This is a genomic window from Stenotrophomonas sp. yr243, from assembly GCF_900184195.1.
Classification (GTDB): domain Bacteria; phylum Pseudomonadota; class Gammaproteobacteria; order Xanthomonadales; family Xanthomonadaceae; genus Stenotrophomonas; species Stenotrophomonas lactitubi.
Genome location: NZ_FXWT01000005.1, coordinates 17,140 through 38,426 on the forward strand (window position 1 = coordinate 17,140; position 21,287 = coordinate 38,426).

The 21,287-nt window shown below is 68.6% G+C and carries 17 protein-coding genes; 11 read left to right on the plus strand and 6 right to left on the minus strand.

From position 1 onward, the window contains the following. The first annotated feature begins 36 nt into the window (after window positions 1–36). The 5 genes from QOL57_RS19365 (at window position 37) to QOL57_RS19385 (ending at window position 5,150) form a co-directional block, all read left to right on the plus strand. Window positions 37–246, plus strand: coding sequence for a DUF1656 domain-containing protein (locus tag QOL57_RS19365; protein ID WP_025875651.1), 210 nt, complete (start codon window positions 37–39; stop codon window positions 244–246). Continuing rightward, window positions 243–1,160, plus strand: a complete 918-nt coding sequence (locus QOL57_RS19370) for an HlyD family secretion protein (protein WP_176429898.1) — start codon at window positions 243–245, stop codon at window positions 1,158–1,160. Before QOL57_RS19365 ends, QOL57_RS19370 begins: the two co-directional genes overlap by 4 nt. Further along, complete coding sequence (locus QOL57_RS19375) at window positions 1,157–2,617, plus strand: efflux transporter outer membrane subunit (RefSeq protein ID WP_089241973.1); 1,461 nt, start codon at window positions 1,157–1,159, stop codon at window positions 2,615–2,617. The genes QOL57_RS19370 and QOL57_RS19375 overlap by 4 nt, the downstream gene beginning before the upstream one ends. Window positions 2,618–2,620: 3 nt before the next feature. Next, window positions 2,621–4,660 carry an FUSC family protein gene (locus tag QOL57_RS19380; protein WP_089241971.1) on the plus strand — a complete coding sequence of 680 codons (2,040 nt, stop codon included), beginning with the start codon at window positions 2,621–2,623 and terminating at the stop codon, window positions 4,658–4,660. A 94-nt stretch (window positions 4,661–4,754) separates the two neighbouring features. Continuing rightward, window positions 4,755–5,150, plus strand: coding sequence for a hypothetical protein (locus QOL57_RS19385; protein WP_089241969.1), 396 nt, complete (start codon window positions 4,755–4,757; stop codon window positions 5,148–5,150). Between the two features lie 127 nt (window positions 5,151–5,277). Here the strand turns inward: QOL57_RS19385 and recD are convergent, their stop codons facing one another. The 3 genes from recD to recC are packed head-to-tail and all read right to left on the minus strand — an operon-like array spanning window position 5,278 to window position 14,167. Next, window positions 5,278–7,158: an exodeoxyribonuclease V subunit alpha gene (gene recD / locus QOL57_RS19390; RefSeq protein ID WP_089241967.1), complete on the minus strand. Its 1,881-nt coding sequence runs from the start codon at window positions 7,156–7,158 to the stop codon at window positions 5,278–5,280. Further along, on the minus strand, window positions 7,155–10,829 hold the full coding sequence (recB, locus tag QOL57_RS19395) for an exodeoxyribonuclease V subunit beta (RefSeq protein ID WP_089241965.1): 3,675 nt from the start codon (window positions 10,827–10,829) through the stop codon (window positions 7,155–7,157). Before recB ends, recD begins: the two co-directional genes overlap by 4 nt. Beyond that, a complete protein-coding gene (gene recC / locus QOL57_RS19400) occupies window positions 10,826–14,167 on the minus strand; it encodes an exodeoxyribonuclease V subunit gamma (protein ID WP_089241963.1) in 3,342 nt (1,113 codons plus the stop codon). Before recC ends, recB begins: the two co-directional genes overlap by 4 nt. Window positions 14,168–14,360: 193 nt before the next feature. Between recC and QOL57_RS19405 the strand changes: the two genes are divergently transcribed. Genes QOL57_RS19405 through QOL57_RS19430 form a run of 6 tightly spaced genes read left to right on the plus strand, consistent with a single transcriptional unit; the run spans window position 14,361 to window position 18,444 of the window. Further along, entirely contained in the window at window positions 14,361–15,149 is a 789-nt protein-coding gene (locus QOL57_RS19405; protein ID WP_089241961.1) for an ATP-binding cassette domain-containing protein, read from the plus strand. Continuing rightward, window positions 15,149–15,898, plus strand: a complete 750-nt coding sequence (locus tag QOL57_RS19410; RefSeq protein ID WP_006404088.1) for an MlaE family lipid ABC transporter permease subunit — start codon at window positions 15,149–15,151, stop codon at window positions 15,896–15,898. The genes QOL57_RS19405 and QOL57_RS19410 overlap by 1 nt, the downstream gene beginning before the upstream one ends. A gap of 58 nt (window positions 15,899–15,956) precedes the next feature. Further along, on the plus strand, window positions 15,957–16,481 hold the full coding sequence (gene mlaD / locus QOL57_RS19415) for an outer membrane lipid asymmetry maintenance protein MlaD (RefSeq protein ID WP_006404090.1): 525 nt from the start codon (window positions 15,957–15,959) through the stop codon (window positions 16,479–16,481). Beyond that, window positions 16,478–17,140, plus strand: a complete 663-nt coding sequence (locus tag QOL57_RS19420) for an ABC transporter substrate-binding protein (RefSeq protein ID WP_089241959.1) — start codon at window positions 16,478–16,480, stop codon at window positions 17,138–17,140. Before mlaD ends, QOL57_RS19420 begins: the two co-directional genes overlap by 4 nt. Then, on the plus strand, window positions 17,130–17,441 hold the full coding sequence (locus tag QOL57_RS19425; protein WP_025875628.1) for an STAS domain-containing protein: 312 nt from the start codon (window positions 17,130–17,132) through the stop codon (window positions 17,439–17,441). The genes QOL57_RS19420 and QOL57_RS19425 overlap by 11 nt, the downstream gene beginning before the upstream one ends. A 1-nt stretch (window position 17,442) precedes the next feature. Beyond that, on the plus strand, window positions 17,443–18,444 hold the full coding sequence (locus tag QOL57_RS19430; RefSeq protein WP_089241957.1) for a VacJ family lipoprotein: 1,002 nt from the start codon (window positions 17,443–17,445) through the stop codon (window positions 18,442–18,444). Between the two features lie 108 nt (window positions 18,445–18,552). Here QOL57_RS19430 and QOL57_RS19435 read toward each other — a convergent pair whose 3' ends face one another. The 3 genes from QOL57_RS19435 to rmuC form a co-directional block, all read right to left on the minus strand. Further along, on the minus strand, window positions 18,553–19,098 hold the full coding sequence (locus QOL57_RS19435; protein ID WP_089241955.1) for a glutathione peroxidase: 546 nt from the start codon (window positions 19,096–19,098) through the stop codon (window positions 18,553–18,555). A 126-nt stretch (window positions 19,099–19,224) separates the two neighbouring features. Further along, window positions 19,225–19,626 (minus strand): hypothetical protein, encoded by a 402-nt coding sequence (locus QOL57_RS19440; RefSeq protein WP_089241953.1) that lies wholly within the window; start codon window positions 19,624–19,626, stop codon window positions 19,225–19,227. Window positions 19,627–19,697: 71 nt separating this feature from the next. Further along, a complete protein-coding gene (gene rmuC, locus QOL57_RS19445; RefSeq protein WP_089241951.1) occupies window positions 19,698–21,248 on the minus strand; it encodes a DNA recombination protein RmuC in 1,551 nt (516 codons plus the stop codon). Window positions 21,249–21,287: the final 39 nt, after the last annotated feature.

A 21,287-nucleotide genomic window follows, 5' to 3' on the forward strand; every position in this document is an offset into this window, starting at 1 on the left:
CGCCTCCCCTTCCCCATACCGCCCCCGCCCCTACCGATGCCCGGTGAATTCAGTCTCCACGGAGTGTTCGTCCCGACCCTGCTCGGGTTGATGGTGTTGGCCTACCTGGTCAACAGCGGCCTGCACGCGCTGCTGCAGCGTGCCGGCGCCTATCGCCACGTATGGCACCCGGCGCTGTTCAACCTGGCTTTGTACGGAATCGTGCTGGGCCTGCTGTTCCACCTCCTGCGTTGGATGCAATCGTGAACAAGATCGTGAAGAAGACCCTGCCGGTGCTGCTCACCTGCGCAGCCGTGATCGTCGCCCTGCTGGTGCTGCGCCAGCTGTGGGTCTACTACATGGATGAGCCGTGGACGCGCGATGCGCACGTCGGCGCCGATGTGGTGCAGGTGGCGCCGGATGTGTCCGGCCTGGTCGAAACGGTGCAGGTGGCCGACAACCAGGCAGTGAAGAAGGGCGATCTGCTGTTCGTGATCGACCGCGCACGCTACCGCATCGCGCTGGAGCAGAGCCGCGCCAGCCTGGCTGAGCGCCAGGCCTCGGTGACGCAGCTGCGCCGCGAGATCGGCCGCGACCGCAGCCTGCAGGATCTGGTTGCCGCCGAGGATGCCGAAGTGCGCCGGGCCAAGCTGCAGGCTGCACAGGCTGCACTGGCCACCGCACAGGCCGCGGTGGACCTGGCCGAACTCAACCTGGCCCGCACCGAAGTGCGTGCGCCGGCCAATGGCCGGGTCAACGACCGCACCATGCGCGTGGGCGACTACGTGGTGGCCGGCAAGCCGGTGCTGGCGCTGCTGGATACCGGTTCGTTCCGCATCGATGGCTACTTCGAGGAAACCCGCCTGCGCGGCGTAGCCCCGGGGCAGCGCGTGGACATCCGCCTGATGGGCGAGGACACCCCCCTGCACGGCCATGTAGAAAGCATCGCCGCCGGCATCGAGGATCGCTACCGCAGCAACGGCAGCACCCTGCTGCCGAACGTGACCCCGGCCTTCGACTGGGTGCGGCTGGCGCAGCGCATTCCGGTGCGCATCGCCATCGACGAGGTGCCTGCCGGCGTGGAACTGATCGCCGGGCGCACTGCCACAGTGACCGTGGACACCGGCCGCCACGTGCAGAACAAGAAGGCCGGTGGCTCGCCGACACAGGCGGGCCTGTGAACACCGCCCTGCCCCGCCTTGGCCTGATCGTCGCCCTGGCCAGCCTGGCCGCGTGCAAGACCGTCGGCCCGGACTATGCATTGCCGGAAGGCTCGGTGTTCAAGCGGCCGCAGGCGAATGCCGCGTTCATCGACACCCAGAATCCGCAGGTAGCCGCCAACCAGGCGCTGCCGGCGCGCTGGTGGTCGCTGTACAACGACCCGGTGCTGGACGGGCTGATCACCCAGGCGCTGCGCGACAACGTCGAACTGAAGGCCGCCGATGCGCACCTGCGCCGCGCTGCGGCGGTGTACGAGCAGGCGATGGACGCCGGTGGCTTCGAGTACGAGGCCGAAGCCGGTGTCAGCCGCGCACTGTTGTCGGCCGAATCGTTCCTGCAGGAGCACGAGCTGCCGGTGATCAACCTGGCCGACGGCAAGTTCGCGGTCAGCTACCAGTTCGATCTGTTCGGCAAGCTCAAGCGCGGTGCCGAAGCGGCGCGCGCCGATGAACAGTCGGTAGCCGCCGCACGTGACCTGGCCCAGGTGAGCGTGGTGGCCGAGGTGGCCGACAGCTACCTGGAGATCTGCCACGCCAACCATGAGCTGCATGTAGCCGAGCACTCGCTGCAGCTGCAGCAGCGCAGCCGCTCGGTCACCCAGCGGTTGATCAGCGCAGGCCGCGGCACGCCGCCGGAGCTGGCGCGCGCCAATGCCCAGGTCGCGCTGCTGGAAGCTGCATTGCCTCCGCTGCAGGCGCAGCGTTCGGCCGCCGCCTATTCGCTGGCGGCACTGCTTGGGCAGACCCCGGGCCAACTGCCGGCCGGGGTGATCGACTGCGCGCATGCACCGACCCTCGCCCAGCCGCTTCCGGTCGGTGATGGCCGCGCACTGCTGCAGCGCCGTCCCGACATCCGCCAGGCCGAACGCAAGCTGGCCTCGGCCACCGCGCGGATTGGTGTCGCTACTGCCGAGCTGTACCCGGACATCCGCCTGGGCGCCTCGGTCGGCGCCGCCGGCCTGCTGGAAGACTTCGGCCAGCCGATGACCCAGCAGTGGTCGTTCGGCCCGCTGATCTCGTGGACGCTGCCGTCCTCGGGCACGCATGCACGCATCCACGCCGCCGAGGCTGGCGCCGATGCAGCGCTGGCCGAGTTCGACCATGCCGTGCTGCAGGCGCTGCGCGAAACACAGACCGCGCTGGACCGCTATGCGCAGGATCTGCGCCGCCTGCAGTCGTTGAAGGTGGCGCAGGAGCAGGCCGCGCTGGCCGCAGAGCAGAACCGCCGGCTGTACCAGGGCGGCCGCACGCCGTACCTGTCGAGCCTGGATGCCGACCGTAGCCTGGCCAGCAGCGATGCCACCCTGGCCGCGGCCGAAGCACAGGTCTCGCGCGACCAGATCCACCTGTTCCTGGTACTGGGCGGTGGCTGGCAGGACAGTGCCGCTGCCACGGCTGCGCCGACGGCGGCGAGGTAAGCGATGAACGGGCTGACCGACCGCCAGGCCTGGCTGTTCTCGATCAAGACCTACCTGGCGGCGATCGTCGCGCTGTACATCGCCATGGCCGGCAACCTGTCGCGCCCGTACTGGGCGATGGGCACGGTGTACATCGTCAGCCAGCCGCTGCTGGGCCCGACCCGGGCCAAGGGCGTGTACCGCATCCTCGGCACGCTGGCCGCCGGCCTGGCCACCCTGCTGATGCTGCCCGCGCTGGTGGAAACACCCCTGGTGCTGAGCGCGGCGATGTCGATCTGGCTGGCCGGCTGCCTGTTCCTGGCCCTGCTCAACCGAGGCCCGCGCGGCTACGCGTTCCTGCTGGCCGGCTACACCACCGCGTTCATCGGCTTTCCGGCGGTGACCTCACCGGAGACGATCTTCGACACCGTGGTGGCGCGCAGCGAGGAGATCATCCTCGGCACGGTAGTGGCGGTGCTGTTTGCTTCGTTGCTGTTTCCGGCCTCGGTGCGGCCGATGCTGGGCGCGCGCATCGGCAACTGGATGGAGGACGCGGCGCAGTGGTGTCGGCAGATCCTAGAACGCGGCCGTGCGCATGCGCCGCGCAACCGGTTGGCCGCCGACCTGGTGCAGTTCGAGGCACTGATCGAGTTCCTGCGCCGCGATGACCCGCGCCACGCCGGTGCGGCGGTGTCGATGGAGCGCCTGCGCGAGCGCATGCTGTTGCTGCTGCCGGTGCTGTCATCGATCGCCGATCGCCTGAGCGCGCTGCGCAGCGATGGACAGACCCTGCCCGAGGGCCTGCCGACGCTGGTCGATGACATCCACGACTGGATCGATACGCCGTCCAGTGCCAGCGACTACGCGCGCCTGCGCGCACGCATCAGTGCGCTGAAGCCACAGGTGGACCGCGATCTGCAGCACCTGCAGCTGGCCAGCCTGCTGCTGCGCCTGGAAGAGCTGGTGGACCTGTGGCAGGACTGCCGCACCCTGCAGCACGCGATCGACCAGGGCACCGCGCCACTGGACCGCGCGCACTACCGCATCCGCACCGAACGCACCGCCACCGACAAGCACGTGGACTACGGCATGGCGATGTTCTCCGCACTCAGTGCCGGCGTGGCGCTGATGAGCTATTGCGTGCTGTGGATCGGCCTGGGCTGGGAGGGCGGTGGCAACGGCGCGATGATGGCCGCAGTGACCGCCGCCTTCTTTGCTGCCCAGGATGACCCCGCGCCGAGCATGGTCTCGTTCCTGGTGTGGGCAATGGTGGCGTCGCTGGTGGCCGGCGTGTACCTGTTTGGCGTGTTCCCCGCCGTGCACGACTTCGGCCTGCTGGCGCTGGTGCTGGCGGTGGTGTTCCTGCCATTGGGCCTGCTGCTGCACCACCCGAAGAGCGCGCTGTTCGCGCTGCCGCTGACGGTCAACCTGGCTGCGCTGCTGAGCCTGCAGAACACCTACAGTGCCAACGTCCAGACCTTCGCCAACTCGTCGATCGCGATGTTCATCGGCATTGGGTTTGCGGTGGTGATGACGCGGTTGTTCCGCTCGGTGGGTGCCGAATGGACCGCGCGCCGGCTGGTACGGCAGGGCTGGACCACCCTGGCCGAGGCGGCCGAAGGCCGTGGTCAACAGGATCGCCAACGCTTCGCCGCACGCATGCTGGACCTACTCGGCCTGCTGGCACCACGCCTGGCGGCGACCCCGGAAGGCAGCGACATCGCCTCGGTGGACATGCTCAACGAAGCCCGCATCGGCCTGAACATCCTGCAATTGCGCCGCTCGCGGCTGGAGCTGCCCGAGCGCAGCCGCGAGGCGGTCGAGCACATCCTCGAAGAGATCGCCGCGCATTACCGCCGGCAGATCGCCGCGCGCAGGCCGATCGCCGCTGCCGAGGCGCTGCGCGAGCGGCTGGACACGTCCCTGGGGCGGGTCGGCAGCGTCGCGGCGTGCAAGGCCCGCGATGAGGCGCTGATGGGCCTGATCGGCCTGCGGTTCGCGCTGTTCCCGGAAGCGAAGGCGCTGGCGCCGCGGTTGGCGGACGCCGCAGCGCCGTCCGTCTGATGCGATCCGCCGGGCATGGCCCGGCGCTACCATCGTCATCCGGTAGCGCCGGGCCATGCCCGGCGGCTTTTCACCCAGACAGCAGGAAGCTCCAATGAGTTACGACATGATGGTGTTCGAGGCCAGCGTCGCCCCGCGCGAGGCGGTGGCGTTCATCGCCTGGTTCGAGAAGCAGACGCAGTGGAATGAACGCCACGAGTACGACGACCCGGCGGTCAGCAGCCCCGCGTTGCAGGCGTGGTTCGCGGAGATGGCACAGGAATTTCCGCCGATGAACGGCCCGCTGAGCAACGACGATGACGATCGCGCCGAAGTGACCGAGTACAGCGTCGGCCACCATGTGATCTATGGCGCGTTCGCGTATTCGGTGGCCGAGCGCGCGCATGGGCGGGTGCAGGACCTGGCCGAGAAGCACGGCGTGGGGTTCTTCGATGTCAGTGCTGACGAAGCGGCGATCGTGTATCCGGATGGACTGGTATTGATCGCGTAGATCCACGCCATGCGTGGATGAACTCCAAAACAATAGAAGTGCGCTTTTGTAGAGTCGAGCCATGCTCGGCTCCGTGACCTATCAGCCGAGCATGGCTCGGCTCTACAGGAAGCGCACCGCACCCGATTCAGAACAACGTGCCTTGCACCGTGGGTTGTTCGATGCGCGTTGGTTCGTCGGGCACTTCTTCCGCACCCAGCCGCCAGGCCAATCCACCGAGGCGACTGGCATGCCGCTTCAACGCTGCCTCCAGCACGTCGGCGCTGCCGGCTACCTGCAGGCGCTGGCGGGCACGGGTCAGGCCGGTGTAGACCAGCTCGCGCGACAGTACGCGGCTGTCCTGCCGTGGCAGCTGCAGCCACACTTCATCGAACTCCGAGCCCTGCGCCTTGTGTACGGTCATCGCGAAGGCGCTCTCGTGTGCAGGCAACGCTGCCGGGTGGAAGGCGCGCGGCTGGTCGACGGTTTCGCCGGGGAACCAGGCCACCATCGCGCCGCTTCCATCGCGCAGGCAGATGCCGATATCGCCGTTGAACAGGCGATGGCGGTAGCTGTTCTCGGTGATCAGCAGCAGCCGGCCCTGGAAGTAGCCCGGGGTGTTGCCGGCCAGCAGCTGTTCGATGCGGCTGTTGAGGCCGCGCGCGCCCTGCGGGCCTTCGCGCAGTGCGGTCAGCACGCGCAGGCGACCGGCCTGCTGCAGCGCCTGCCCAGGATCGACCGCGTCGGCCAGCGCGCGCCAATGGTCGAGCAGATGCTCGCGCTGGCTGCGCAACGGATCGGCTTCGCCTTCATGGAAGCGGACGCCGGCCAGTTCACCACTGCGCAGCAGGCGCAGGGCGGTGCCACTGTCGCCGCCGCGCACGGCCTGCGCCAGCGGTGCCAGGTCCAGCGCATCACTCTGCCGGTAGCCACGCTGCAACTGCACGCGCCGACCAGCAAACGCGCGCGGTGTTGCCTGCGGCTGCAGCGTGGCCGGTGCCAGCAGGCCATGCAGCGCTTGCGCGTCGTCGGCGCGGGTGCCGATGCCATCGCCGCTGGCGCGCAGGATGGCGCTGAGCACATCACCGGCTTCCACCGATGGCAGCTGGTCGGGATCGCCGAGCAGGATCAGGCGGGTGCCGCTGGCGATCGCATCGACCAGTTTGGCCATCAACGGCAGGTCGATCATCGAGGCTTCGTCGACCACCACCACGTCCACCGGCAACGGGTTGTCGGCGTGATGGCGGAAGCGCGGTGAATCGGGAATCACCCCGAGCAGCCGATGCAGGGTGGTGCCGGTGCTGGGCAGCGCAGTGCACAGTGCCGGGTCCAGCCCCTGCTCCTGCAGCCGCTGTACGGCCAGGCGCAGGCTTTCGGCCATGCGCTCGGCAGCGCGGCCGGTGGGTGCAGCCAGCGCTACCTTGGGCACGGGCAGACCCTGATGCAGCGCCTGTGCGGCCAACAGCAGCAGCAGACGGGCGATGGTGGTGGTCTTGCCGGTACCGGGGCCGCCGGTGACCAGGGCCAGCGGGTGGCGCAGGGTCACGCCGGCCGCGCGTGCCTGCTGGTCTTCGCTGGTGGCGGCCTGCGGGAACAGGCGCGCGAACAGCGGCGCCACGGCAGCCATGTCCGGTGCGGGCAGCGGATGGCGGCCGATGCGCTGCAGGCCGACCGCCAGCTGCTGCTCGTACTCGCGGTAACGGCGCAGGTACAGCAGGCCGTTCTCCAGCACCAGCGGTGCCTCCACGGCGGCGACGCAGGCGTCCTGCGGCGTCGCTACCCAGGGCGAGGCCTGCAGCTGCGCCAGCCACTGCGCAGGCTCGGGCCATGCTGGCACGCCGTCGATCAGGCGCTGTGGGTGGCGTGGATCGAAGCCAGCGTGCCCGTGCGCCACGGCCAGCGAGGCCAGTGCGGCCGCCAGCGCCACGCTGTCCGGGGTGTCCTCGCGCAGGCGCTTGAGGCTGGTGGCCAGGGCGTGGTCCAGGGTGCGCAGCTGGCCACTGCGATGCAGATCGCGCAGCAGGCTCATGCGGTTTCTCCGCGCGCGCGCGCCGCCATATCGGCCTGGGCCGCTTCGCCGCCGGCAAACAAGGCATCCAGCGCATCCACCAGTTCCGGTGCGAAGCGCTGCACGTGCACGCCGTTGCCGGCAACCTCCAGGCCCCGGCAGAACAGATAGCGGATACCGCCCATGTCGCGCGCGTAGTCGTAGGCCGCGCCCAGGCGGAAACGCAGCCAGCGATGCAGTGCGACGGTGTAGATCAGCGCCTGCAGGTCGTACTCGCTGTGGCGCATGGCGATCTCCAGCAGGTCCGGGCTGTAGCCTGGCAGCCGGTTTGATTTGTAGTCCAGCACATACCAGCGGCCATCACGCACGTAGGTCAGATCGATCTTGCCGGTCATCAGGCCTTCCAGCCTTCTGCGCAGGCCAAAGCCGCGCCGCGCGCTGGAAATACCGTGGTCGTGCAGCAGTTGCAGCAGCACCGGTACCGCGGTCGGTTCGATGGCGAAGTGGAACTCGATCTCGGCGCGGCGCTCGTGCTCGGGCACGCTGCACAGCGCACCACCTTCGGGCAGCGGCACGGTGAGGGTATGGCCCACCAACGGCACCAGCACCGCCACGCCGTCATCCAGATCCTCGTCGGCATAGCCTTCGTCATGCAGCGAGCGGCGCAGCACGTCGGCCTGCCCTTCCGGTGCCGGTTGCTGCGGCTGCCAGCCGGTCCACAGTGCGAAATCGACGTTCTCCAGCGCATCGTGCAGCACATTGCCAAAGCGGCTGCCCATGAAGCGTGGATCAGGAAGTGCCGTGTCTTCCGCAGCGGCTTCCGGCAGTGCCGGTTCCAGCGGCAGCTCGGCACCGGCGGGTTCATCGGCAGCCGGTGCCGGCAGTTCGGTGGCCGCAGCTTCGATATCGTCGCCGTTGCCAGCGTCGGCATGCGCCAGCTGGGTGAAGCTGTAGACCCACCAGTCATGTGGCACACGGCGGGTCAATGCACGCACCGCGGGCAGCTCACCTTCGGTTTCGGCCAGCAGCTGCGGCAGACGGCCCGGCAACGCGCTGTCATCCAGCTCCACGTCCGCATGCGCGCGCAGCACCTGCAGATCGCCCAGCAACGGGGCCAGGCGGGTTTTCGCGTGGCCAGCCAGATCGCCGGTGGCGATCCACAGCGCATGCTCGGCGCGGGTCAGGCCGACGTACAGCAGGCGCGCGTCTTCTGCACGCTGTTCGCGCTCGCGCTGGCTGCTGGCCGCTTCCCAGGCGTCGTCCTTGTCCAGCTTCCAGTGCAGCTGGCGCTCGCCCTGCAGGTGCACGGTGCAGTGAGTGGCCGTGTTCGGCGCGCCGCCATCGATACCCACGAACGGCAGGAACACCAGCGGATATTCCAGGCCCTTGCTCTTGTGCAGGGTGATGATCTGCACCCGCCGCGCATCGGACTCCAAGCGCAGCAGCTGCTGCTCATCGTCCTGGTCGGCGTTGGCCATCTGCCCCTGCAGCCAGTCCAGCAGGCCGTGCATGCCCAGTGCCTGCGCCGAGGCTTCCTGCAGCAGTTCGCCCAACTGCAGGTAGTTGGTCAGGCGCCGCTCGCCATCGATCAGCGCCAGCAGTCGCTCGCCCTGCGCCGCGCAGACGTCGGCAACCACCGCGAACGGTCCGCCGCGCTGCCAGCGTTCGCGCCAGTGCAGCAGCTGCGCCTGGAACCCGCGCTGCAGGTCCCCTTCGCGCTCCATGCTGGCAATCGCGCTTGCGCGCTGGCCCAGCAGCACGGTTGCCAATGCGGTGCGCAGGCGCCCTTCGTCGGCCGGTTGCAGCAGGGCCAGCAGCAACGCACGCAGGTCACGGGCCTCGCTGGTGGCGAACAGGCTCTGCTTGCCGGCCGCCACTGCGGGAATGCCGACGGCGGCCAGCGCGCGCTGCACCAGCGTGGCTTCGCGGTGCGAGCGCACCAGCACGGCGATATCACCGGGCTGCAGCGGACGCCCGCGCAGCAGCGCGGTGCCGGCACGCGCCTCCAGCAGGATCTGGTGGATCGCGGCCACGCAGGCCTGGGTCGCCGCATCGCGCGAGGCATCGGCGCCGAAGGCTTTTTCGCCGTCGCTGCGCAGCAGGCGCAGGGTGAGTGCAGGTGCGGCCCGGCCATCGCGCAGGTAATCCTCGTCGGTACGCACGCCACCCGGGCGTACCGGTTCGAACTGGATGTCGCGTTCGAGGAAGGCATCTTCGCCCGCGTTGTCGTACAGCGCCTGCAGCGCGCGCAGCACGGCCGGGCGCGAGCGGAAGTTCTGGTCCAGCGCCGGCGCCTGCTCGGCCACCTGCTTGGCTTTCAGGTAGGTATGGATGTCGCCGCCGCGGAAGCCGTAGATCGCCTGCTTGGGGTCACCGATCAGGAACAACGCCGGTTGCAGACCCAGTTCGTCCACCTCCGGCGAGGCGCCGAACACGGTATGGAAGATGCCCCACTGGCGGTCATCGGTATCCTGGAATTCATCGACCAGGGCGATGCGGTACTGCGCGCGCAGCTGCTTCACGAGGGCCAGCCGCTGCGGACCTTCCAGCGCGCGGGCGACGCCGTCGATCAGATCGTCATAGGTCTGCACACGGCGCAGGCGCTTCAGGGCCGCCAGGCGCTCGGTCGCATCCTCGCGCAACGCGTGCAGGAAGTTCAGCGCACTGGCCCGGAGCCACTGTTCACGCTCGGCGAGCAATGCGACATAGCGCGCCAGCGGTGCCTGCAGCGGCGAAGCTGGCGTGCGGTCCGGGAACTTCTTGTTGGTCTTGGCAACCAGCGCATCGGGCAGCAGCGCAGGCAGGCGGTCGCTGGACAGCAGTTCGGCTGCATCGCCGCGCTCGGCCCAGCCCAACAGCTGGCGACCCAGCGGGTGCAGCCAGCCCAGCTTGTAGGAGACGCCGTTGATCCACTTGTTGTCGACCGCTTCGCACAGGTCCAGGAAGAAGCGCTCACCATGCTCGCGCACGGCCATCGACAGCTCCACCGCCGCGTCCTGCAGGGCCGGGTGCGGGTCGTCCAGCGCCAGCGGCTGAGGCCGCGGGTGCAGGGGGGGCGAAGCCAGCAGCGCGCGCAGGTCAGCCGCCAGCGCATCCGGGGTGGACCACAGCCAAGTCAACGGCTCCAGCGTGGCCGGGTCGTTGGCATGCACGCGCCAGAGATCAGCGGCCAGTTCTTCCAGCAGTTCGCGATCACTGGCCAGCAGTTCCGGCGGGTCGAAGGTGTGCCCGCTCTCCAGCGCATGTTCGCGCAGCACGCGGGTGCAGAAGCCGTGGATGGTGAAGATCGCCGCCAGGTCGATTTCATCGGCAGCCACCTGCAGGCGCCGCTTCAACGCCTTGGTGCTTTCCGTGCCGTCCTGCAGATGGCGTTGCAGCACCTGCCGGGTCAGCGCCGCGTCGGGCGTTTCATCTTCGCCGGGCGGCAGATCGACCAGGCGTGCGGCCAGGGCCAGGCGCTCACGGATGCGCTTGCGCAGCTCCTGTGTGGCAGCGTCAGTGAACGTCACCGCCAGGATCTGGCCGATACGCAGGCCCTGCTCGACCACCAGACGGGTGAACAGCGTTGCCAGGGTGAAGGTCTTGCCGGTGCCGGCGCTGGCTTCGATCAGTCGCGTGCCATGCAGCGGCAATGCCAGGTAAGGGTCGGGGAAACGCGTGTCGATGAAAGGGCCCTCGGCAACGCGGCTCATGCGTGGCCTGCCTGTGGATCGTTGCCGAAGCTGCGGCCTTCGCGCACGGCGCTGAAGACCACCTGGCTGTTGCGCAGCAGATCGGCGTAGCTGGCGTCGTCGGCGAACGGGTCGGCGCCACGCAGCAGCAGCTGCCAGGCATCACTGTTGGCTTCACCCCAGGTGCGATCGCTGCCATGCCATTGTTTCCAGCCTTCGCTGCGCTGCTTTTCCACCGGCGCGTTGAACAGCACCCAGCCGGTGTAGGGCGCGAATCGCAGCGGCTCGCGCAGGCCGCGCTGGCGCAGCTGCAGCAGCGCGCGCAATGCCGCGCGGGCTGCGGGCACGGTCAGGGCAGGCAAGGCATGCGGACCGGGGCCAGCATCACCACCGTCGTGGAACTGCACCAGCGGCAAGGCATCGCCGGCGGCGTTGGCCAACAGCCAGTCCAGCCCTTGGCGGATCACCGCGTTGCCGTTCAGCGCACCAGCGCGCAGGCGCACCAGGCCCTCGGGATGGCGATCGCCGACCCGGCCATGCAGGCGTACCCCGTCGATCTCCACTTCATAGCGGCGGCTCTCCAATGGCGTGCCCTGCAACCAGCCCAGCATGGCCGTGGCGTACGGGCGGGTCTTGAGCTGCTCAACTTCAAACTGGCGCTCGCCGAGGATGCCCGACGGCAGCAGCCCGCGTGCGCGCAGCCGCGGGTACAGCGGCTCGCTGTCGCCGGCCAGGGTGGCCTGCACCACGGCCAGCTGCACGCTGCGCTTCTCTGGCCCGCGCGAGGACAGCACCAGCGGTTCCAGGTCGTCGACGTCTTCCACATCGTCAGCAAGGCGCAGGCCCATCGACTGCGCGAGGAACTGGCCGGCCGGATCGCACAGGAAACGACGCAGGCTCTCCAGCGAGACCTCTTCTTCCACTGCGTCATCCGCCGGTGGCGGCAGTGCGGTGTCGAACCACGGCAGCAGGCCGCCGCGCTGCCCGCCCAGTCGCCCGGCGGCCGGATGCCACTGCCGGCGGTAGCTGAAGCGGCGTGGGTCGCCATCACCGAAGGCGGCCGGCGAGAACGGCTGCAGCGCGTGGCGCACGGTGAAGTCCCGCGTAGCGGCCGCCGGATCCAGGTGATAGGCCGCAGCGGCATCGATCAGTTCGCTGACCAGCACCGAAGGTTCGCGCACGCTGCCATCGCGCGGGTCTGCGCCGAGATAGCTGAGGTAGAACACGTCCTGCGCCGCAGCGAACAGCTGCAGGAACAGGAAGCGATCGTCTTCGCGGGTGGAGCGGTCGCCCGGGCGGCGGCGCGGCGTATCCAGTTCGGCGGTGAGCTGGTTGAGGCCGGCGGCCGGGTCACGACGCGGGAAATCACCATCGTTGAGGCCGAGCACGCAGATCACCCGGAACGGCAGCAGGCGCATCGGCACCATGCGGCCGAAGCTGATGCCACCGGTCAGCAGTGGCGCCCGTGTATCGGCCTCGGCCAGGGCACCGGCGAAGTGCGCACGCACCACCTCCGGCGGCACGCCGTCGGCGAACCCGGCCTTGTACGCATCCTCGGCGAACTGGTTGAGCAGCTTGCGCAGGCGTTCCAGCGCGCGCTGGCTGTTGGGAGAGCTGGGCGGCGTCGGCAGCAGCGCATCGAGCAGCGACAGCAGGCGTTGCCGCCACTGTGCCGGGGTCAACAGCTCGCCGAGCCGACGCTGGTAGACGGCCAGCACGCGCAGCAGGCGCAGCAGCCGGTCCAGCGCATCCAGCGCCCCGCCTTCCAGTTCGATCCACGGTGCCACCCCGGCCAGGTCCACCTCGCTGCCGGTGGCGTGGCCCAGCAGCAGGCGATCCAGCGCGAACTGCCAGGTGTAGGCGTCATCGCTGGGGGCCTGCAGCTGGTCGCGATGGTCGGCATCCAGGCCCCACCGTGCGCCGGCCTGCTGCAGCCAGCCATGCAGTCGATCGAAGTCGACCGCTTCCAGCCCCGCCGCCTCGGCCAGCGGCGCACTGGCCAGCAGGTCCAGCACCTCGTTCAGGCCGAAGCGCGAAATCGGCAGGCCGAGCAAGTGCACGAACACATCGGCCAGCGGCTCGCCGGCCAGTGGACTGCTGTCGGCCAGCGCGTAGGGAATGTGCTCGTCGTCGCCACCACGTCCGCCGAACACCGCTTCCAGATAGGGCACATACGGATCGATGTCCGGCGCCAGCACGGCGATCTCGCGCGCCTGCAACGGCGGGTCGAAGCGCGGGTCCTGCAGCAGGCTGCGCAGCTGGTCGTGCAGCACCTGCAGCTCGCGCAGGCGGGTGTGGCAGGCATGCACCTGCAGGCTCGGGTCGTCGCTGCGCAGGCCGTCGCGCAGTTCGCCCGAGGGCAATGCGCGGCGGTGGAACAGGTCGCGCTGCAGGCGGTGCAGCAGGCTGTCGGACAGCCCGCCCTGGTCCATGGTCGGCCGCGTATCTTCTTCGGGGTCGGAATAGGCGGCGATCTCACCGGCCGGATGCACCACTTCGTAGCTGCCCAGCACCGCCATGAAGTCGCGGCCGGCCGCACCCCACGCTTCCAGCAGGCGGTTCTCGCCGGCGGCCTCGCCGAACGGGTCCGGCGCGCCGCTGCGCAGGCGCTCTGCCAGGGTCTGCAGGTCACCCCAGTAGGACTGCACCGGGGTGGGCAGATAGAAATGCAGTTCGCCCACCCGCGACTGGGTGGCCATCACCCGCAGTACGTCGGGCGAGATGTTGAGCGTGGCAAACGCCGACATCCGCGGTGGCAGTCCCTTCGGCAGCGGCTGGGCGGCGCCCTCGAAGCGGTCCAGGTAGGCCTGGATGCGGCGCGCGCGGTAGCCATGGCCAGCGGCGATGCTGCGCCACAGGATGGCCTGCGGATCGGCCGCATCGGCGCCGGCTTCCCAGCGCAGCAGCCAGTCGCGACGCCAGGCCTGGTACTTCTCGAACACCGAAGCCAGTTCGCCGGCCAGAGCCCAGGGTTTGAGCGCGTCGGCACCGGCAAGATAGGACTGCAGCGCACGCATGGGGGGCTGCGCCAGCAGGTCCGGGTCGCGCAGGGCCTGGTACAGGCGCCAATGCAGGGCGGCCGCGTCCAGGTCGTCGGCTTCGCCATCGACATTGGCGTTCAATGCACGGGCAACGAACTCACCGGGGGTGAGGAATTCCAGATTGGCGGCCACGCCATACTCGGCAGCCAGGGTTGCCTGCAGCCAGCGCCGCATCGCCACCTGCGGGATCAGCACCACCTCCGGCGCCAGCAGCGGCTGTCCCGGCACCGGCACACGCACATTGCGCGCCAGCAGGGCAGCCAGCACGTCCAGCGAATTGGAATGGTAGAGGCGGAAATCGCTGCCCGGGTCACTCATCGTGCACAGTGTGCAGCACACCCGGTCGTATTCAAGGCCGGGGGCGGTGATCGCGACGGATTGTTCCGGCCGTCTCAGGAATTGTCCCGGTCTGGCGGCGGTCTGGCCGTGCAACAATACTGGACCGTCCAGTCTGCTTATGTTCAGCAGTCTGACCCGATGCTTCAATGTCGAAAAAACGTTAAGGGTGCCCATGTCGGCTTCCACTCCCAGTCTGGTGCAGTTGTCCAACGTCCGCATCGACCGGAGCGGGCGCACGATCCTGCGCGACGTTTCGCTGCAGGTGCCCAAGGGCAGCATCACTGCCGTGCTCGGTCCGTCCGGCAGCGGCAAGTCGACCCTGCTGGCGGCGCTGACCGGCGAACTGCGCCCGGTTACAGGCGACATCACCCTGTTCGGCAAGCCGATCCCGCTGCGCACCGCCGAACTGTTGGAGATGCGCAAGAGCGTCGGCGTACTGCTGCAGGGCAATGGCCTGCTGACCGACCTGACCGTGGCCGAAAACGTCGCCCTGCCGCTGCGCACCCACACCCGCCTGCCGGCACCAGTGCTGCGCCGGCTGGTGCAGATGAAGCTGCATTCGGTCGGCCTGTTGGCTGCCGCCGATGCCTGGCCGCGTGAGCTGTCCGGTGGCATGGCCCGCCGTGTGGCACTGGCCCGTGCATTGGCCCTGGACCCGCCGTTGATGATCTACGACGAGCCGCTGACCGGGCTGGACCCGATCGCCTCGGGGGTGATCATGAGCCTGATCCAGCGCCTCAACCACAGCCTGGGCCTGACCAGCATCATCGTCAGCCACCACGTGCACGAGACCCTGCCGATCTGCGACCAGGTGATCGCGATCGCCAACGGCGGCATCGTGTTCCAGGGCACGCCGGAGGCGCTGCAATCCAGCCAGGACCCGCTGCTGCGTCAGTTCCTGCACGGCCAGCCCGACGGTCCCATTCCATTCGATGCCGCACCGCGTGCGAGGGTTGCCTGATGCCGTTCGTGCAAGCCACCCGCTCGCTGGGTCGCGCCGGTCTGTTCTCGCTGACCGTGCTGCGGGGTTCGCTGCCGACCCGTGATTTCCTGGCCGAGCTGACCCGTGAGATCTACAAGATCGGTGCGCGCTCGCTGCCGATCATCGCCGTGGGCGGCGCCTTCGTCGGCCTGGTGCTGACCCTGCAGGGCTACCGCACGCTGACCACCTTCGGTGCGGCCGACGCGCTGTCGACCCTGCTCGGCCTGTCGCTGTACCGCGAACTGGCACCGGTGCTGACCGCGCTGCTGTTCATCGGCCGCGCCGGCAGCTCGATCGCCGCGGAACTGGGCCTGATGCGCGCCACCGACCAGATCAAGGCGCTGGAACTGATGGCGATCGACCCGGTAGCCAAGGCCGTGGCGCCGCGCTTCTGGGCGGCGGTACTGACCGTGCCGCTGCTGACCGGCATCTTCTGTTCGCTGGCGATCAGCGCCAGCTATTTCGAAGCTGTGCACGTGCTGGGCCTGGACAACGGCGTGTTCTGGTCGGCGCTGCGTGGCAGCGTGGACTTCTGGGACGACTTCGGCGTGGCGATGCTGAAGTCGGCGATCTTCGGCGGCACCGCCGCACTGGTTGCCGCCTATGTCGGTTTCCACGCTGAACCGACCATCGAAGGCACCTCCGTCGCCACCACCCGTGCTGTGGTCAACGCCTCGCTGCTGGTGCTGATGTTCAACTTCGTGCTGTCGGCAATGTTGTTCACCTAACCCCTCCATCGGCGGCGCGCATCGGCGCGCGGCCACCACGACTGATCAGGTAATCCACATGGCCATCCGCGGTCCCAGACTCGAATTCTCCGTCGGCGCTTTTCTGCTGCTGGCCCTGGCCTCGCTGATGGTGCTGGCCGTCGCCTCGACCAACCAGCGCTGGAGCTGGGGTGGCGAAGGCTATGAACTCAAGGCCCGCTTCTCCCAGGTCGGCCAGCTGCGCAAGCAGGCGCCGGTGAAGATCGGTGGTGTCACCGTCGGCCAGGTCGCGGCGATCGACCTGGACCCGGTGAAGTTCGAATCGATCGTGACCCTGCGCATGGACAGCAAGGTCAAGGATCTGCCGGCGGACACCTCGGCCGGCATCTTCACCAGTGGTTTGCTCGGTGAGAGCTATATCGGTCTGCAGCCCGGCGGCGATCCGGACGTGCTGAAGCCCGGCGAAGAGATCGTCTTCACCCAGCCGGCCGTGGACCTGATCCAGCTGGTCGGCAAATACATGTTCAGTGGCGGCGCCGGTGGCGGCGCTGCTCCGAAGCCCAACGATGGCGCGCAGGCGCCTGCAACGGAACCGCAACCATGAAGATGAAACTGATCCCGGCCCTGCTCGCCTCGTCGCTGCTGCTGGCCACCCCGTTCCTGGCCCAGGCGCAGGCCGCCGCCCCCGCTGCCGCCGCCCCCCAGGGCCAGGCCGGCAAGGTGGTGATCGACGCCAGCACCCGCATCCTCAACACCCTGCAGCAGCGCCGTGCCGAATTCAGCGGCAACCCGGCCAGCCTGCGCAGCTACATCGACAGCGAGCTTAACCGCACCTTCGACCGCGACTATGCCGCGCGCCTGGTGCTGGGCACGCATGCCCGGGGCGCCGCTGACGCGGACATCAAGCTGTTCGCCAATGCGATGGCCGACAACCTGATGCAGCGCTATGGCTCGACCCTGCTCAACATCCAGGGCAAGCCGAGCTTCCGCCTGAAGGGCGAAAGCCCGCTGCCGGGCAACCGCGGCGTGCGCGTGAGCACCGAGCTGGTGCGTGCCGGCAGCGAGCCGACGCCGGTCGAGTACTGGATGCGCAATGAAGGCGGCCAGTGGAAGATCTTCGACGTGAACATCGAAGGCATCTCCTACGTGCAGACCTTCCGCAACCAGTTCGATGCCCCGCTGCGCCAGAAGGGCATCAAGCAGGTGGCCAACGATCTGCGCAGCGGCAGCATGCAGGCCGGGCCGGCCGGCAATGGCAAATAAGGCGCTGGCGCTGCTGGAAGGTGACACCCTGCGCCTGCGCGGGGTGCTCGACCGTGCAGCGGTGATCGCGCTGTGGCCGCAACTGCAGGCCCTGCCGGCGCAGCTGTCGCGGCTGGAACTGGCGGAGGTCGAGCGCGTGGACAGCGCCGGCCTGGCGTTGCTGGCCGAGCTGGCCGCGCGCGCGCGCCAGGGCGGCCATCCGCTGACGATCTCCGGCGCCCCCGCCGGCTACAACGAACTGAGCGCGGCCTACCGGCTGTCGCCCGACCTGGACTTCAACGCTACTTCTGCTGCGAGCTGACATGAACGTCGTGCGCGTTTTCCCTCTGATCCTCCTGGCCGCCGCGCTCAGCGCCTGTGCCGGCAAGCCGGCACGCAGCGACGCGCCGGTGGCCGACACCGTGGTGCCGGCGACGAGTACCGCCCCCGTCGATAGCGCAGCTGGTGCCGATGCACCTGCGGCGAGCGCCGTTGCCGACGCCCCCGTACCTGCTGCAGCCTCGCCAGCACCGGCTACCGCTTCGCAGGGTGCAACCGGCAATGACACCGCTGCCGCCGCTCCGGGCGGCGATGACGACTTCGACGCGTTGTACGGCGCCAACGGCAGCACCACCAACACCACCGCGTACGACCCGTGGGAACCGTTCAACCGCAAGGTGCACGGGTTCAACAATGCGGTCGACCGCGGTATCGCCCGTCCGCTGGCGACCGCCTATACCCACGTGGTGCCGCGCTTTGCCCGTACCGGCGTAAGCAACTTCTTCAGCAACCTGCGCGCGCCGCTGACCATCACCAACCAGCTGTTGCAGGGCCGTCCGGCCGATGCCTGGGACAGCCTGGGCCGGTTCCTGATGAACAGCACGCTGGGCGTCGGTGGCCTGTTCGACCCGGCCAGCAAGGCGATGGTGCCGCGTCGCAACGAGGACTTCGGGCAGACCCTGGGTGCCTGGGGCTGGCGTCGTTCGCGTTACGTGGAACTGCCGTTCTTCGGCCCGCGCACCGTGCGTGATGTGTTCGGCCTGGCCGGTGACATCCCGCTGTCGCCGATCCGCCGCATCGAGAGCGACAAGTACCGCATCGGCCTGCAGGGCCTGCAGCTGGTCGACACCCGCGCGCAGCTGCTGGCGATCGACGACCTGCGCGATACCGCGGTGGACGAATACGCCTTGGTCCGCGATGCCTGGATGCAGCGCCGCAACTACCAGATCGAGAACGACCTGCGCGGCAAGCGCGAGCGTGGCAGCGACGATGCGAACTCGCCGATCCCGGTCGATGCGATGCCGATGCCGCAGTGGACCAACTGACCGCTGCCGGCAACGCATGAGAAAAACCCCGCCTCGGCGGGGTTTTTTTTGGGCGCTGTGGGTCGGGTCGGAGCCCTTTCCCGTGGAAAGGGATCCGACCCCGGCCGATCAGGCCGCCAGCGCCGCCTCGACGGCTTCGCGCAGGCGCGCATCATCGGCGGCAACGTCCGGGGCGAAGCGGGCGATGACCTTGCCATCGCGACCCACCAGGAACTTCTCGAAGTTCCACAGCACCGCCGGTGCCGGGTGGATCGGAATCTCCTTGCTGGCCAGACGCTCGCGCAGCGGGCCTTCGCCGATCGCCTGCGGCTGCGCGGCAGTGAGCTGCTGGTACAGCGGGTGGGTGTCTTCACCGGCCACGCTGATCTTGGCGAACATCGGGAAGCTCACGTCGTAGGTCAGCTGGCAGAACTGCTGGATCTCCGCTTCGTTGCCCGGCTCCTGGCCGAGGAAGTTGTTGGCCGGGAAGCCCAGCACTTCCAGGCCCTGCGCGTGCTTTTCCGCATACAGCGCCTGCAGGCCTTCGTACTGCGGGGTCAGGCCGCACTTGGACGCCACGTTGACCAGCAGCAGTACCTTGCCCTGGTAGTCGGCGAGAGAGGACGGCTGGCCGTCGATGGTGGTGAGGGAAACATCCTGGATCGAGGTGCTCACGCGGGGGCTCCGGCTGCAGCGGGGAAAGGCTCACCAGCATACCGCCGCACGCGCTGTTGTAGAGCCGAGCCCATGCTCGGCTGATGCCACGGTAGCCGAGCTTGGGCTCGGCTCTACCAGACATCCTCAATCCACGCAGATCGTGCCCTGCGCCTTGCCATCGTCCACGCGCTGGCGGCAACCGAAGTTCTGGCTGACATCACGCTGGCACGTGCCGGTCGCCACCACGCCGGCAGCGACCTCGCCCGTGGCCAGGCACTGGCCGCTGCAGTCGCTCTTGCTGCTGCAGGTCTTGCCGGCGTCAGCATACGGAATCACGCATTGCACCCGTTGCAGGCGACCCAACGGCTGCAGCGTGCCACCCGCAGCCCGGCAGTCCACATCGCGTGCTTCTTGCAGGGCTGCAGTGGCTTCAGGGCTGTCGGTCGCCGTAGCTGCCGCGCCGGCATCTTCACTGGCCGGTGGGGTGCTGCTGCAGGCGGCAAGCAGCGCGCTCAGCGCAAGGCAGGCAAGAAATCGGAGGCGCATGGCGGTACCTGATTCGGTATGGACGGCGCCAGCATACGCATCCGCCCATGCAGGCGGCGTGTCAGCCGGCGTCAGGCGTCCTCACCCTCGCCTTCTGCCGCCTCTTCGTCGCTGGGTGCTTCGCTCAGATCGCCCAGCAGGCCCTGCGCCTGTTCGGTCGCCAGTGATTCCACGCCACGCAGTCGGCGTTCGATGGTACGGGTCTTGCGGCTGGCCTCGCCGATGCTGCGGCCCACGGTGGTGATCTGCTTCTCGGCCTTCTCGAGGATGCCGGCGAACTTGCCGAACTCGCTCTTCACTGCGCCCAGCAGCCCCCACACTTCGCTCGATCGCTGCTCGATCGCCAGGGTACGGAAGCCCATCTGCAGGCTGTTGAGCAGCGCGGTGACGGTGGTCGGCCCGGCCACCACCACGCGATGCTCGCGCTGCAGCAGGTCGACCAGGCCCGGGCGCCGGATCACCTCGGCGTACAGTCCTTCGGTAGGCACGAACATCACCGCGAAATCGGTGGTGTGCGGCGGCACGATGTACTTTTCGCTGATCGACTTGGCCTGCACGCGGATCGCGCGTTCCAGCTGGATGCCCTGCAGGCGCACGCCCTCGGCATCGCCCTGTTCCTGCGCATCGAGCAGGCGCTCATAGTCTTCGCGCGGGAACTTGGAATCGATCGGCAGCCAGACTGGCGTGTCGTCGTCGCGACGGCCCGGCAGGCGCACGGCGATGTCGACCATCTCGTTGCCGTCAGGACGCACCTTGACCCCACGCGCGTACTGTTCCTGGGTGAGGGTCTGCTCGAGGATGTTCTCCAGCTGCACTTCTCCCCAGCTGCCGCGGTTCTTGACGTTGGTCAGTACCCGCTTCAGGTCGCCCACGCCGGTTGCCAGCTGCTGCATTTCACCCAGCCCGCGCTGCACCTGTTCCAGGCGTTCGGACACCAGCTTGAACGAATTGCCCAGCCGCGTTTCCAGCGTGGACTGCAGCTTCTCGTCCACGGTGTGGCGCATCTGCTCGAGCTTCTGCGCGTTGTCGGCCTGCAGCGCGCGCAGCTGTTCTTCCAGGGTGGTGCGCATTTCCGAGATGCGCTGTTCGTTGCGCTGGGTCAGCTCCTGCAGGCGCAGGCCCAGGCTCTCGGTCAGGCGCTGCTGCGACTGCGCGCCCTCTTCGCGGCCCTTGCGGGCGTCCTCCACCAGGGCCTGCCGCAGCGCACCGAACTGGGTATCGGTACGGGCGGTCAGTTCCTGCAGCTGCTGGCCGAAGGCATGGATGCGCGCCTCCTGCTGCTGGCCGAACACATCCAGCTGCACGCGCAGTTCCTGCAGGCGTTCGCCCAGCGAGGCGGCACTGCGTTGCTGACTGTCGGCCGCCTCGGCGCGGGCCTTGCGCGCATCTTCGCCCAGCGCTTCGCGCAGCAGGTCCAGACGCTGATCGGTGCGGGTGGACAGATCGGTCAACGCGCGCGCGAACCCATCGAGCTGCTCGCGCAGCTCGCTGCGGCCGACGCGCGCTTCATCACGCACGGCCTGTTCCAGGCGATCGTGGGGAGGGCGGCGCAGCAGCGCCACCAGTTGCAGGATCAGCACGACCAGCAGCAGGCCGGCGACGAGGAGGAATTCGGTTTGCATGTGGCAAGTGTAGGCTGGCCCAGTCTCAAGTGCTGAAAC

Excerpts from the sequence above, each read along its gene's own strand:
- QOL57_RS19365 (WP_025875651.1), top strand. The coding sequence starts at position 37 with ATGCCCGGTGAATTCAGTCTCCACGGAGTGTTCGTCCCGACCCTGCTC.
- QOL57_RS19380 (WP_089241971.1), top strand. The coding sequence starts at position 2,621 with ATGAACGGGCTGACCGACCGCCAGGCCTGGCTGTTCTCGATCAAGACC.
- QOL57_RS19385 (WP_089241969.1), top strand. The coding sequence starts at position 4,755 with ATGAGTTACGACATGATGGTGTTCGAGGCCAGCGTCGCCCCGCGCGAG.
- recD (WP_089241967.1), bottom strand. The coding sequence starts at position 7,158 with ATGAGCCTGCTGCGCGATCTGCATCGCAGTGGCCAGCTGCGCACCCTG.
- recB (WP_089241965.1), bottom strand. The coding sequence starts at position 10,829 with ATGAGCCGCGTTGCCGAGGGCCCTTTCATCGACACGCGTTTCCCCGAC.
- recC (WP_089241963.1), bottom strand. The coding sequence starts at position 14,167 with ATGAGTGACCCGGGCAGCGATTTCCGCCTCTACCATTCCAATTCGCTG.
- QOL57_RS19405 (WP_089241961.1), top strand. The coding sequence starts at position 14,361 with ATGTCGGCTTCCACTCCCAGTCTGGTGCAGTTGTCCAACGTCCGCATC.
- QOL57_RS19410 (WP_006404088.1), top strand. The coding sequence starts at position 15,149 with ATGCCGTTCGTGCAAGCCACCCGCTCGCTGGGTCGCGCCGGTCTGTTC.
- mlaD (WP_006404090.1), top strand. The coding sequence starts at position 15,957 with ATGGCCATCCGCGGTCCCAGACTCGAATTCTCCGTCGGCGCTTTTCTG.
- QOL57_RS19420 (WP_089241959.1), top strand. The coding sequence starts at position 16,478 with ATGAAGATGAAACTGATCCCGGCCCTGCTCGCCTCGTCGCTGCTGCTG.
- QOL57_RS19425 (WP_025875628.1), top strand. The coding sequence starts at position 17,130 with ATGGCAAATAAGGCGCTGGCGCTGCTGGAAGGTGACACCCTGCGCCTG.
- QOL57_RS19430 (WP_089241957.1), top strand. The coding sequence starts at position 17,443 with ATGAACGTCGTGCGCGTTTTCCCTCTGATCCTCCTGGCCGCCGCGCTC.
- QOL57_RS19440 (WP_089241953.1), bottom strand. The coding sequence starts at position 19,626 with ATGCGCCTCCGATTTCTTGCCTGCCTTGCGCTGAGCGCGCTGCTTGCC.
- rmuC (WP_089241951.1), bottom strand. The coding sequence starts at position 21,248 with ATGCAAACCGAATTCCTCCTCGTCGCCGGCCTGCTGCTGGTCGTGCTG.